At 59.8% G+C, this 11918-nt stretch carries 17 protein-coding genes and 1 pseudogene; 4 read left to right on the forward strand and 14 right to left on the reverse strand.

The genetic code is table 11. The features are described from left to right. Positions 1 to 37: 37 nt before the first annotated feature. Complete coding sequence (locus GTU70_RS00245; RefSeq protein ID WP_166096712.1) at positions 38 to 304, forward strand: DUF4175 domain-containing protein; 267 nt, start codon at positions 38 to 40, stop codon at positions 302 to 304. Here the strand turns inward: GTU70_RS00245 and GTU70_RS00250 are convergent. After that, on the reverse strand, positions 269 to 2026 hold the full coding sequence (locus GTU70_RS00250) for a hypothetical protein (protein WP_166096713.1): 1758 nt from the start codon (positions 2024 to 2026) through the stop codon (positions 269 to 271). The two genes, GTU70_RS00245 and GTU70_RS00250, sit on opposite strands and share 36 nt — an antisense overlap. Continuing rightward, complete coding sequence (locus GTU70_RS00255) at positions 2026 to 3531, reverse strand: hypothetical protein (RefSeq protein WP_166096714.1); 1506 nt, start codon at positions 3529 to 3531, stop codon at positions 2026 to 2028. Before GTU70_RS00255 ends, GTU70_RS00250 begins: the two co-directional genes overlap by 1 nt. Between GTU70_RS00255 and GTU70_RS00260 the strand changes: the two genes are divergently transcribed. Then, positions 3505 to 3861, forward strand: a complete 357-nt coding sequence (locus GTU70_RS00260) for a hypothetical protein (RefSeq protein ID WP_166096716.1) — start codon at positions 3505 to 3507, stop codon at positions 3859 to 3861. The genes GTU70_RS00255 and GTU70_RS00260 overlap by 27 nt on opposite strands. Here GTU70_RS00260 and GTU70_RS00265 read toward each other — a convergent pair. The 12 genes and pseudogenes from GTU70_RS00265 to GTU70_RS00320 all read right to left on the reverse strand — a co-directional run bounded on the left by GTU70_RS00265 (position 3831) and on the right by GTU70_RS00320 (position 10162). Beyond that, on the reverse strand, positions 3831 to 4097 hold the full coding sequence (locus GTU70_RS00265) for a hypothetical protein (RefSeq protein ID WP_166096717.1): 267 nt from the start codon (positions 4095 to 4097) through the stop codon (positions 3831 to 3833). The genes GTU70_RS00260 and GTU70_RS00265 overlap by 31 nt on opposite strands. 64 nt (positions 4098 to 4161) lie before the next feature. After that, positions 4162 to 4440, reverse strand: a complete 279-nt coding sequence (locus tag GTU70_RS00270) for a hypothetical protein (RefSeq protein ID WP_166096719.1) — start codon at positions 4438 to 4440, stop codon at positions 4162 to 4164. Further along, a complete protein-coding gene (locus GTU70_RS00275; protein ID WP_166096720.1) occupies positions 4437 to 5501 on the reverse strand; it encodes a winged helix-turn-helix domain-containing protein in 1065 nt (354 codons plus the stop codon). The genes GTU70_RS00270 and GTU70_RS00275 overlap by 4 nt, the downstream gene beginning before the upstream one ends. 10 nt (positions 5502 to 5511) lie before the next feature. Beyond that, positions 5512 to 6222: a hypothetical protein gene (locus GTU70_RS00280; RefSeq protein ID WP_166096721.1), complete on the reverse strand. Its 711-nt coding sequence runs from the start codon at positions 6220 to 6222 to the stop codon at positions 5512 to 5514. 175 nt (positions 6223 to 6397) lie between these two features. After that, a pseudogene (locus GTU70_RS01160) lies at positions 6398 to 6550 on the reverse strand (ClpX C4-type zinc finger protein); the annotation flags it as partial. 140 nt (positions 6551 to 6690) lie between these two features. Then, on the reverse strand, positions 6691 to 6978 hold the full coding sequence (locus tag GTU70_RS00290) for a DUF6074 family protein (protein ID WP_166096724.1): 288 nt from the start codon (positions 6976 to 6978) through the stop codon (positions 6691 to 6693). Beyond that, positions 6975 to 7466: a hypothetical protein gene (locus tag GTU70_RS00295; protein ID WP_166096726.1), complete on the reverse strand. Its 492-nt coding sequence runs from the start codon at positions 7464 to 7466 to the stop codon at positions 6975 to 6977. The genes GTU70_RS00290 and GTU70_RS00295 overlap by 4 nt, the downstream gene beginning before the upstream one ends. A gap of 190 nt (positions 7467 to 7656) precedes the next feature. Beyond that, positions 7657 to 7839: a hypothetical protein gene (locus tag GTU70_RS00300; RefSeq protein WP_166096728.1), complete on the reverse strand. Its 183-nt coding sequence runs from the start codon at positions 7837 to 7839 to the stop codon at positions 7657 to 7659. Then, the gene (locus GTU70_RS00305) at positions 7826 to 9049 is read right to left on the reverse strand and encodes a bifunctional DNA primase/polymerase (RefSeq protein WP_166096730.1); all 1224 of its coding nucleotides are present in this window, start codon (positions 9047 to 9049) and stop codon (positions 7826 to 7828) included. Before GTU70_RS00305 ends, GTU70_RS00300 begins: the two co-directional genes overlap by 14 nt. Before the next feature lie 197 nt (positions 9050 to 9246). After that, complete coding sequence (locus GTU70_RS00310) at positions 9247 to 9540, reverse strand: winged helix domain-containing protein (RefSeq protein ID WP_166096731.1); 294 nt, start codon at positions 9538 to 9540, stop codon at positions 9247 to 9249. Positions 9541 to 9722: 182 nt separating this feature from the next. After that, positions 9723 to 9959: a hypothetical protein gene (locus tag GTU70_RS00315; RefSeq protein ID WP_166096732.1), complete on the reverse strand. Its 237-nt coding sequence runs from the start codon at positions 9957 to 9959 to the stop codon at positions 9723 to 9725. Further along, a complete protein-coding gene (locus GTU70_RS00320) occupies positions 9956 to 10162 on the reverse strand; it encodes a DNA-binding protein (RefSeq protein ID WP_166096734.1) in 207 nt (68 codons plus the stop codon). Before GTU70_RS00320 ends, GTU70_RS00315 begins: the two co-directional genes overlap by 4 nt. 178 nt (positions 10163 to 10340) lie before the next feature. Between GTU70_RS00320 and GTU70_RS00325 the strand changes: the two genes are divergently transcribed. Both GTU70_RS00325 and GTU70_RS00330 read left to right on the forward strand, forming a co-directional pair. Continuing rightward, positions 10341 to 10766 carry a hypothetical protein gene (locus GTU70_RS00325; RefSeq protein WP_166096735.1) on the forward strand — a complete coding sequence of 142 codons (426 nt, stop codon included), beginning with the start codon at positions 10341 to 10343 and terminating at the stop codon, positions 10764 to 10766. Then, a complete protein-coding gene (locus tag GTU70_RS00330) occupies positions 10763 to 11917 on the forward strand; it encodes a site-specific integrase (protein ID WP_166096737.1) in 1155 nt (384 codons plus the stop codon). The genes GTU70_RS00325 and GTU70_RS00330 overlap by 4 nt, the downstream gene beginning before the upstream one ends. The last annotated feature ends 1 nt before the right edge of the window (position 11918 follow it).

Genomic DNA, 11918 nt, shown 5'->3' on the forward strand with positions numbered 1-11918 from the left:
GACGCGCGTGCCGGCATCGTTGACAGCCGGCCGGGGCATGGTCATCTTCGTGCGCATGAGCGAACCGCCGATTATCGACCACAACGAAAACGAAGTGCGCCCGGAAGGGCCTTGGCCTTGGATTAAGGCGTGGATCTTCGTGGGCGCACTATGGGTCGGCTTCCTGTGGCTGAATTCGCCCCGGTGGCTCGATATCGGACTAGGGTTCGCAACAGGCGCGATGTTCGCATATTGGGCTACGGACATCACCGATAACCGCTACATTTTCTCACCGTCCAAGAAGAAGCCCGCCGACCGGCGCTGATTCTTCCGCCGAACTCCTGTTCACCAATGCGTGGAGCAACGAGCGGACAGGCGGCGGCGCGGTCATCGTTCGGCCAAGCTGATTGGAGAGCAAGCCTTGGATGGCCGGCTGCATCAACAGGTTTCCGGCGATGCGAGGAGCGAGGAAGCCGGCAGCGGCACCGCCGATCATGCTCGACGGATCACCACCGCTCGCATAGCCCGCGCCGCCGCCCAAGAGGCCGGCGACACCAAGTCCAAGGCTCTGCGCATTGAGCCGCCCGGCAGTTCCCGAATTCGGCAGCGGCTTCATCACAGCTTCCCCGGCGCGTGCCAGTTCCGCGAAGTCGCCCTTGCCTCGCGCATAGTTTCGGCGGCCATGGCCGGATACCGTGGCGTTGCGGAGCGACGAAGGGGAGATGATACCGTTTGCGGCGTTCTCGCCTGCTGCGGTCGATGCCTTTTCCAGCACGATCATGTTCCGGTACTGATTGCGGGCTTCTTTCCACAGATCAACGTCTTTCGGGTTGAATAACTTCATGCTCCTTTCCATACCGTCATCAAGCGTGTTGCGGATGTTGAACAGCACGTCCTTTAGCTGCGGGTCAGCCGTGCCGCGCGCCAGCCGGTCGAGCCGGGAGCGGAGCGATTGATAGGCCGCGCCATCGAGCGGGCCAGCCTTCAGAGCGTTGCCGATATCCATCACCGTGTCCATCACCACGGGCGCGCGCTGCGATGGCGGCACCATAGCGAAATAATCCTGGACCGATGCGCCAAGGTCTTTCGCCATCTTCTGATCCGGCAAAATCTTGTTGCGCGCGGCGAGGTCATCGAACTGTTTGCCGATGCGGCTGAAGGCCTGATCGACGACTTCCGGCGTTGCCCGCTCCGCATCGATACCGGCGCGCTTCAATGCCGCTGCCGTGAATTGCTCGCCCTGCCGCTCCATCAGATCGGCCGCGCGCTGACCGCCAAGCTCGCTCTCGGCAAATCGCAGGGTGTTATTCCCCGTGCGCTGGCCGGCCGTGGTCTCGACGCCTTCGCGGGCGAGCGTTTCGACAGCCTTCATTCGTTCCGGCGAGGACATGAACGGCGAGATAGCCTTTCGCGCGGCGCTTCCAGCAACAGACAATGCAGCCGGCGCGATTGCTCCTAGCACCACACCACCTACGCCGCCCTCGACTGCTCCTCTCGCACGCTCTTCCAACCCGCCTTCAGCATCGCCAGCGCCAGCTACCGCGCCCATGACGCCGGTATCCAGTGCAGAGGCACGGGCGACTTTGCCAAGCTTCGCCCCGCTATCGATGGCCTTCGCAGTGGCGGAAAGCCCCATCCGCGGCAGTGCCGCAGCGGAACCGACGACGCCCGTCACCTGGCCGGCAATATCAGCGGTCGGGTTCGCATCGGCAACGGCCTTGTCTTCGCCGCGCACCTCTCGCAACGCCTCGTCATAGGTGACTTCCGGTTGCCACGGGAAAACCTTGCCGCCGAGATATCGGGCAGCGGCACCGGCCTCGTCTGCCCATCCGAATCCCGCGCCCTTGGCAACACCACGGCCGAAAGCATCGAGCGTGCCGGTTACGGTCGTTGGCTGTTCTTCCGGCGCTGCCGGGATGAGGTCGTCAAACGCTCCCGGCTTGAAGGCGGTCACGGGCACGCGAGCTTCGTTGCCGGAAGGCGGAGCCATAATGGCAGGCGCGCCGCTCCCCGTTGCGGGGATCAAATCATCGAACAATCCAGCCATCACAGACCCTCCGGGCTGATGCCCATTTGCGTAAGTCGTTGAATGATTGCCTCACGCGGAGCACCCTTAGCGATAGCCGTCCGAGCCTCATCCAAAGCTCCTGCCGGATCACTACCGCTGCCGGGAGCCGGGGTGAGAGAAAGTTTGCCCGTCTTTGCGCCGATAGCGCCGGATCGGGTGGCGCGCAGGTCGGCCTCAAGATTGGTGAGTTTGTCGAGCATGGTTTCGACACTGTCTGTCACGCCGATCTGATAGCGCGCCGCTTGGTTCTGCGCTTCCGACTCCGGCATACCAGCGCCGGTCAAATTTCGCACAAGAGCATCACGGCCGGTTTCGATCTGACGCCACAATTGACCCGCACCGCCGCTGCCGGTGGCAAGCATCGTTTTATCCCAAAGCCCGCTTGCATCGCCGTTTTCGATCCGCTTGCGGATTGCCGGCACCTGAGCCAGGAACTTGTCCCCGAGCCCGATACGCGCGCCCATTTCCGCCGGGAGTTCCGCGCCGTTATCTCCGCCAACCTTCGGTGCGCTGCCGAGTTTTTCAAACTGACCGCTTTTCTTATCAGCCCATCCGAAATCACCGTTCTGGAGCTGCACCCACTGTCGGTCCGGTTTGGGATAGCGCTTCTCATAGGCGAGCTTGTATCCGTCAGCCACCGGCATCCCCGCCTTCACAAGGCTTCCGATTTCCGGTTCGTTGTCATTCAGCCATTGGGCGGTCTGGTTCCGCTGGTCGGCTTCGGTGCGCGCGTTCTGAAGATCAAGCTGGTACTTCGGGTCGCTTTGCTGGACTTCCGCCTGGTACTTCACGCGGTCTCGCCACGTTTGCTCCTCCTTCGCCTCCTTCTGACGCGCATAGAATTGCGTCACAGCATCGCCGCCCGGAAGGATACGGTTTTCGACGAGGGAAGCGAGGTCGGGGTCTCGCTCGCGAAGCCACCGCGTTGTTTCGTTCAGAATCTTCTCGTCTTTGGCCTTCTGCTCTCTGGCATCGCTCATTCTCCGCCCCGCCAGCAATGCTTCCGGAATGCCGTCCATCATCTGGCCCGGTGGCTTCATGCCGTTCGCAATCAGGGTTGCGGCGAGCAAGAACTGTTCGCTGGTGGGGTCGATCAGACCGCCTTCGCCGATAAGGCCGCCAAATAGACCACTGCGCTTCTTCGGCTCCGGCGCTGCCGAGGCCATGGCGGGCTGTGTCGAGCCGGTCGTTTGCTGGTCAATCGCGGCGAACGCCGGGGAAGGTTTTTGCTGGGCATTATAGGCCATGGTTGGCGCGTCTCCTGTGTTCTGTAGCGCATCAGAAGCGCCCGCGGTCATTGTCGTGGGGGATGGGGTTTCGCCGCCGAAAAGCGTGGGCATCACGCCCTTGTTGCCAGCCGCGATTGCTGAGGCCATGGCATCGGTATAGGTGCCGCCCTGGTTCGCGTAGTTCCAGTTCATGCCGCCGCCCGGCGGAGGCTTCGTCCAATCGTCGAGATGGATTCCGCCGCCGTGCATTTCCATGCCGACACCGCCGAGATTGTTTGCGCGCCAGAATTGGCCCAATGGAGCCAAGCCATCGCCGCTGATCTGTTTGCCATCGGCTCCAAACACGCGGATATCAGCCGCGCGGCCATGATCGTGCCGGATCGATCCGGTGCGCGCGCCGTCTTCGCCTTTACCGGGCTGACCGCCGCTGTAGACCTGGAGGTACGCACCGGGGCCGTAGACGGCAGTGACGGCGCGTTCAAGGTTGCTGGCGAGGCCTGGGACAAGGGGCTGATTGCGGATCGCGCCTTGGTTCGCATACCGAAGGATGCTCGTCATGCAGCAAGCCCCCCATTGCCGTCATGATCGCCTTTCCAGAACAGGCCAGAAATATTGCGGCCGGATCGCTGCAGCTTCTCGAATGTCGCCCAAAGGCAAAACTCGTTCGGGCTCATGCCGCAGCGGTTGCTCTCATCGAATAGAGCGTCCCGAAATGTCTTCATCACGTTCGCCCCGCGAAGGGCGACAGGAACGGCAGGTTCCTTCCTCGTGGTCTTTGCGTCGGTCATAAAAAATGCCTCCGTGGTTTGATACGGAAGCATTTTCTCACAATCGGGATTCTGTGTTGATATACCGGATGTTACATCGTTTGGCGGTCTATGCACATCAAGCCGTAAATCCGAGCCGTTCGAGATAGAAACAGACCTTCGGTTCCGTCCTGCGATTGAGGCGAAGAAGCTCCAGCGCCTCGTCATCTCCGCACAGCCGCATCTCCAAGGCCACCACCGATATTTGCAGCGGGCTCCCCGGTTCCGCCTGCCGACCGATACCATAATCCCGCGACCATCGACGGATAATGCGCTCTTGCATCGCCGCGACGTGCGCCGCCTCCTTGACGGAAATGACCTCCTCGGGCCGCATCGGGACAGGGATGGGGAAGCTCAAGCAGCAGCATCCTTTACTGCCTGAAGCCGTCGCCGCCAGTTGCTCACGGTCTGGTGTGACACGCCGGCAATGCGCGCTATTTCCCGATCCGACAGACCGGGGTTGTCGCGGAGCGCGGAGAGCACTGCGGACTTGCGGTCGGCGTTGGTACGGTAGCCGGCGGTGGGGGCCTCCATACTGTGGAGGCCCTTTTCATCGTCTGGATTTTGGGCCGGGTGTTCGGCCGGCTGGCAATGTTTGACATAGAGGTCGCGAAGAATTGCAAAGTCTGCCTCCAGCCGGTCGGCCTCTTCGTCCTTGCGCTCCTGCGGGTCCAGCCATTGGCTTTCCCATTCGAAGCGCTTGAAATCGAAGCGGGCCTGCATGTCATCCCAGGACGCAACGGGCCTAGTCTTCAATTCCTCCTGCACCAGACGCGAGCGCAATTCGGCCTCTCGGCGGGGATAATATTCACCGTCAATGAAAGCCTGCCTGTCTCGCCGCAATGCCTCCCACATGCGGTATTCGTCCAAGAGGCCGCGAATGGTGGCCGGGAAAGGAACGGCATTTCGGATCGCCGCCTTTGCCTCGCCGCTCGTGTTCTCGACCATCCAGATATCGTCCGAGCATCCGCCTAGTTCAACTGTGAAGTTTCTACGCGTGCCGCACCAATCCTCGTGGACTTCACGCCTTGCAAAGGGTTTGGCCGCCTGGATCAGCGCCTCCTCCATTGGCGTTGCGTCGAAGAAAGCTTTCATTGTGCCGAACGTCTTCAGGATTTCAGCACGCCTCATTGCCTTGCGGCTTTGGCGGTCGGCATTCTTCTGCGCCTGCCGAGCCTTGTGGCCCGGCTCCCGCTTCTCCATCCAATCGTCGAATCCTTCGAAGAAATTGGCGGATTTCGGCGCGGGCTTGCTGTCAATCTTTGCCATCGCCTGTTTCAGCGTCATTCCCGCCCGACCGGCTATCGCTTCCGCCCTTGCCTTTGCCGATGCGCGCTCGCCTTCTGTCGCGCCGCCGGTAATCAGCGCCGCGACCTTACGGAATTTGTCAGTGTCAAACTTTGCTGCTGTTGCCGTCATCGGCCGCCCTTCAGTTGGGCCGCTTATTGCTAGATGCGGATGGCGTGTGAGAGGCTCGAATTTCCGCCAACCGGCCCGCTGCGATGCCAAGGACGACCTCTAGGAGGCTTTCTGCAGCTTCGACATTCATCTTGCGTAACTCAGGCAACAAATCGGCGGCCTCGTCCTTCACGCTTTGCAACATTTTCTCGTCGCTGAAAACATCAACGCGGTGAGGTGCGCGCAAGGCCTGCATCTCGCCAAGAAGACGACCAGCATCGCCTATAGGATCGTCGGAGTTCTTCCACCAAGCGCGCGCTGGCGTTCTTCGAGCGATGGCCTCAAGTCGAATTTCGGCAAGCCGTTCATTGAGGGCCATGCGAACGATGGTGCGCGCCAGATGGGCGGTTTCCTCTGGCATCTGAGCCGCTTCCAGTTCTGGCATATCGCTGGAAAGCAGCCCGGTCAGCACCCGGAAAATCTCGTCATCCGAAATCGAAGCTATGTCGGCGCGCTGGGATAGCATGTCGCCATATGCCCGGCCGAAAGAAATGCACCGGTCAAAGGTGGCACGCATGTCCGCAATTGCTTCATCTAGGGAGCGGTACGGCAATTCACCATCCCACTGTTCCTGTGCAGGCCATGTGTTCGCAAATCCCTCTCTTGCCGCCTCGATATGAATTTCGCAGGCTTCTGTTACCGACGAGCAGTCTTCGAACAGGCGTTTCATTTCTTCCTTCATCGGCGGTCGTCCTTCCCTGCTTGTGATTTTGATGTGGATTCCTCGCCCCGTAGGAGGCCAGCACGCGCGTTTTTGAAGGCGGCGCGCTCCCTTGCCGCGATTTGATGGCGGAAGGCATCTTGGCGGCGCTGCGAGCGAAGACGGAGCCTAAGCTTGATGAGGTCGAGCAGGATCAACGGGTGGCCTCCTTGACGATATCAGCCGCTAGGCAGGCGCATTCGTCGCAGATGAAGACACGAGCCTGGCCGGCGATCAGCCTTTTGACTTGGTGCTGGCTCTTGTCACAGAACGAGCAAAAGAGCGTCGGCCATTCTCTGAGGCGTGTCACCTCCGCTTCGGCTCGATTAGCGCGGGCGCTTTCCTCCAAGGCTCTGGCCTGCCAGTGGTCGGCGCGCTGCCTCTCGTCGGCGTGGCGCTGCTGCTCCACCTCGAACAAGGCTCGATAGTTTTTGAACGAAAAGCCCCAGGTCATGCCGCCCCCTTCGGATCAATCTCGCCCTTGAGCCGGTCGATAACCTGTCGGCCCATCTCGTCGCGCACCGCCTGCCAGAACGTGGTCACCTCGTCGCGTTGCTGGTCGGCCGGCATCCCGATCCGTGACAATTGCGCCTCGATCCCGCGCGTTACCTGGCAGCGATAGCTATCCGATTGGGGGTCGGCCGGGAGGTCGAGGAGGTTTCGCGCAACTTCCCGGATCCTGCCGGTTCGGCTGGCGGTCGGGAACACCGCAATAGAAGCTTGCGCCGATGCGTTCATGCTTCACCTCCAATGGTTTCGGCGGCAGCGTTTCGCCGCCCATGCCTATCCTCGGCCCTGATACGCCGATAGATAGCCAGCCGGCGGCGACGGTCGCGTTTTCGTTCTGAGAGCCGGGCTCGGATCGCCTCGGCGTCGGTCGTGTCGAGCGCCGACATGATCTCGTTGTGGATATGGTTGCGGATACCAAGCCGGGCAATCTTTGCTACGGCCTCCAGCGACGCTGGATACATCACCTCAAGGAATTCGACGGTGGACTTGCCGATGTCCATGGCAATTTCGCGGATGAGCGCCCTATCGGAAATGCCTTCGTTGGCGACGGCAACGGCCGGCAGGTTAGCGGGCCGGTCATCAAGTCCCATCTCCCGCAGGAGTTCGGCCGCCCGGCGGCGCATATCCTCTTTGGCCTGGTCGGCGGCATCGATCCAGTCGAATTCGCCAGACGCCTCGTAGAGCGCGGTCGCGAGCTTTTCGATTTTGTCGGTCATTGGTGTTGTCCTTCGGCGCGCTTTCCGAACAGCCGTTCGGCCCTGTGTTCGGACTTCGATTTCGGGGAACCGTTGCGCTGGTTGATCCACCGCCAAGCCTCGGCTTTCGTCGCACAAGTCCCAGCGATGGCGACCTTACCGTGTGGCTCGCGATAGATGCCCCATGTGGCATCGGGTTTCGGCCTCACGATCATGCGACACCTCGCTTTCGCTCCGGGAACGACACCACGCTTTCCGGGTAATAGGGCTTGGGGAAGTCGTCATCGAACTCGTGAAGGCGTGCCATCACACGCTTTGCGAATGGCTGGTTCCAATCGAGGATTTTCGCAGTCGGGCGGCTTTTCGCCCATTCGAAGAGATCAAGCTGACGCATCGACTTCACCTTCATAGACCGTGATCCCTTTGTGTCCGATTGGGATATCAATGTAAGTATTAAACCCTCTCTCCTCTCCCCCCCCTGGTAGCCTGTAGCGATGGGGGACTTTCGGAATGCTCGAATAGAACGACACATCGATCAGCTTTTCGTCGACGAGGATGTCGATAGCTTCGTAGATTTGCCGACGACCTGCTTTGAGTTTTCCCGATTTCTTGAGGGCATCGGGGACGATGGAGAACTCATAGTTCGGCTTGTGCCCAAGGTCGGCCTGAATGATTGAATAGAGCAGCAACGCGGTGCCCTCGCCACGAGCCGCCAGCTTATCAATGGACTCTCTGGGGATCAGCACGCCCGATTTCCTCCCTTGGTAAACCTTGCCGTCGAGCATCAGTTGGAATGCCCAATCGGCGACCGCCGCCACCTCGGCATCTGACACTGAAGAGGGCTCTTCGAAATGGATGTTACGGTACTGAAGCAGATCAGCAAGAAGCTCGTCCTTTGTATCCGAAACGGACACAAATCGGATTGCAGCCTTGCACAGCATGTTGTTGCGTGCGCCTGTGGGGATGCGTTCTTGTCGCTCGGCGTTTTCTAAGGACACCCGGACGGCGGTCGGCGCGGCAACGGCTGTGGGCTCTTTATCTTCGAATACCGGTAGGGCGTTCGCGTTTGTCAGGCGGCCCCTTAAAGGCAGATATTGGCCACCATCTTCACGCTCCGCGAATGGACCCGCGATGTGCTCCTGGCACCCCAGCTTGAAATCAATCACGATCCCAGGGAGCTTGACGTTTTTCGGACGTCGGCCGGAGAACCTGTAGTAGTGATGTACACCCTTTGGGCTTTTCACCTGCACCGACGAAGCCCCGAACCGCCGTTCGACATATGCGTGGGCCTCTGGCGTATCAGTGTCGATATCCACGACGAGAAGGCCAGGTAGTCGGATGCCATAGTTCGAGCTGCCGGCACCAGCCATCTTCTCTATCACCGCAGACAGAGGAAGGCGACGAGTGGGCGTCCCGTCCTTCTTCGTCAGGAGCACCAGCGGTTTCCGGTTAAGTCCCAACGGCACCAGCCAAAAGCCCGCGTTATGAAGGCGAGACATTTCGCCGGTAAGGACGTCTGAGAGTTTGGGGTGATGCATCGGCCCGAGGTCGGAGTCGGCCGCAATGCTATCGCCAATCACTTCTAGGGCTTCGGAAGCTACCATGGAAAGTTAGCCCTTTTCCGTTCCGTGCTGGCGCGCAATCGATGCTAATTTGATCGCCTCGCAGGCTTGGACGGCGCTGAGGCCGAAGCGCTGTTTAAGAGCGGGAACCGCGGCGTGGGGCGGCTCCTTCTGATCAGCGAGCCAAGAAGCGGCCTCTGCGACCACGGCGCTCTGCAGGGACGGAGACGTGGTTTCGCTCAATGGCGCGCCTCCGGGTCGTGAAGTACAATGATCTCGTCCACGAGCCGATACCGCCCGTGCTGGCCCGGATACTGGCCTGTGTGGCGTTCGCGTGTCGTCGTGATATTAAGCCCGGCCTTTCGCAGGCTATGTACATAGTCGGATGTGCGGGGGGCCGGATCGTCTACAGTGGTGAACCCGCGCTCTCCTGCCTTCAGTAGTTGGCGGAGGCACCAAGCCTGCCGGCCAGAAACAACCCGTTCATGATCTTCATGAGCGATACGGAACTTGAGGAAATCGGTCTTACGCATTGCCTACCTCGTCTAGGAATGCGGACCCACGTTGATATCTGACCCCGTGGTGGATATCTTGGTGGCATCCTTGTTGAATTGTCGCACGTCTTGCGCCCGGTAACGCGCCCGCCAGCGCGGCCGGGCCTCACTTGCTTGATGCTGCTGGCAACGGCTCCAAAACCCCGCGTCGACCCCTGCCCTCATGCTTGGCCCTCTGGCGCGCGCATCTCGACTGGCATCTGTCGCTTGAGATAATCGAGGCCGGCAGGTGTGACTTTGACCTGATTGCCCGTCTTAATCTTCCCATTCGGGTATTGGATGAGCGTCGGAACGTTGATCATGAAGCCACGGACCACTGCCTCCGGCACGGCATGGACGCTATAGTCTTCACCCGTGACGTCTTTGCTGCTCCAATCGACTTTGACGACCTGAATCATGCCGCCTTCCCAACTGTTGCCTGCAATCCAAGCATCGCCGCAAGCGGCACGACGGGCACGACAACCTTGCCGCCGACTTTGATGGTTTGGAAATCCCCACGTTTCGCAGCCTCATACGCCGCGTTTCTGCCAAGGCCAAAAAACAACTTACCAGCCTCAGGTACCGGAATTGTGGGTCGTGAGAGGGCTTCTTCGAGCGTCATCAGCTTCTCCAAAAATCAGCACTTACGGCGCTTGTTGTGCCGTTTTTTTATATTTAACGATACCGTGTTTTAGATCAAGCCTGCTTGTGCTTTTTGTGCCGATTTTTTAAGGAAGATGCTAAGATGTGCTGAAAGGTGTGCGGTCGTGGTCAAACCGAGAGAAAATCGAGTTCCGATAATGATGTCAGACGAGGAGCTTCAAGGAATTGACGATTGGCGGTTCGCCAACAGAATAGCCACTAGGTCCGATGCAATCCGTCGCCTCGCGAAAATCGGGATGGCAACGGACGACTGGATCAAACAATCGGAAGTCAGCATCGATGATGCGCTCACCACATACATCGAGCACCTTCAAGACGGCGATTTTGAAAGTCGGGGAGGTAAAGTCGTCTACCGTGCTTTGATGTTTGCTTGGCTTGATGTTCTGACGGTGACGCGGGTTGCCGCGGTGCTCCGAGAAAGCGGGGACATGGAGGAAGCGCTAGCCGCGGCGAAGCACATCAGAAACGAAGTTTGGAACAGCAAGATTGAAGAGCTTAGGCACCTAAACCCGATTATGGACGATGACCTTCTGCTAAAGAAAAACACGGAGGGGACTGAATGAAAGGACACATCCGCGAGCGCAGTCCCGGCAAGTGGGCTATCATCCTTGATGTACCGAATCCTGAGACCGGCAGGCGCCGCCGGAAGTGGCACACATTCCACGGCACAAAGCGGCAAGCGCAAGTCGAATGCGCCAGGCTAATCGCGGAACTCGACGGCGGCAGCTATGTAGAGCCGGCAAAGACGACAGTCCGCGAATATTTCGAGCACTGGCTTAAGCACGAGAAAGCCAATGTCTCCCCTAAAACCCACCAGCGGTATGAGGAACTTCTCCTGAAGAACGTCGCGCCGATCCTCGGCAGCGTTACCCTCAACAAGCTGTCGGCGGCGCGGATCGATGCTACATGGGGCCAGCTTCTCGAAAGCGGGAAACGGAACGGCAAGGGCGGCCTCTCTCCGCGCACCGTGCATCATTGCCGCCGCGTGATGCTGACGGCGATGGATCAGGCCGTAAAATGGGATTTGCTCAAGAAGAACCCGGTAGCAGCGACGCGACCGCCTAAGGTCGAGCGTGCGTCGATGGAGGCTTATGGCGCATTGCAGATGGGCCAGATGCTCGACGGACTGCGGGACACCCGAATGTTCGTCCCTGCTCTCCTGGCCTCGCTATGCGGCCTTCGCCGAGGGGAAATCCTTGCCTTGCGCTGGCGGGACGTCGATTTGGCCGCTGCGAGCATTTCGGTGCGATACAGCGCTGAGCAGGTCGGGAGGGAGGTTCGTTACAAAGAGCCGAAGTCGGGCAAGTCGCGGACGGTCGCATTATCCACGACTGTAGTTGCAGAACTCAGAAAGCACCGGGCGAATCAAGGTGAGGAGCAACTGAAGCTTGGCATCCGGCCGGATGAAAATGCCTTCGTTGTCGCGCAGATCGATGGACGCCCGCTGAAGCCCACTTCGTTGACCCACGAGTGGACCCGGCTCATCAGCAAGACCTCCCTGCCCCATATCCGTTTCCACGACCTGCGGCACTCGCACGCCACGCAGCTCCTGGCGGCCGGCGTCCATCCCAAGATTGCCAGCGAACGCCTCGGGCACTCGACAGTCGGTATTACTCTCGACCTCTATTCTCACGTTATGCCGGGGATGCAGGCTAATGCAGCCGAACAGGTTGACGCGGCAATCAAAGCTGCTAAAAAACCAGCCGTTGAATGAT

This window comes from Rhizobium flavescens (assembly GCF_011319365.1).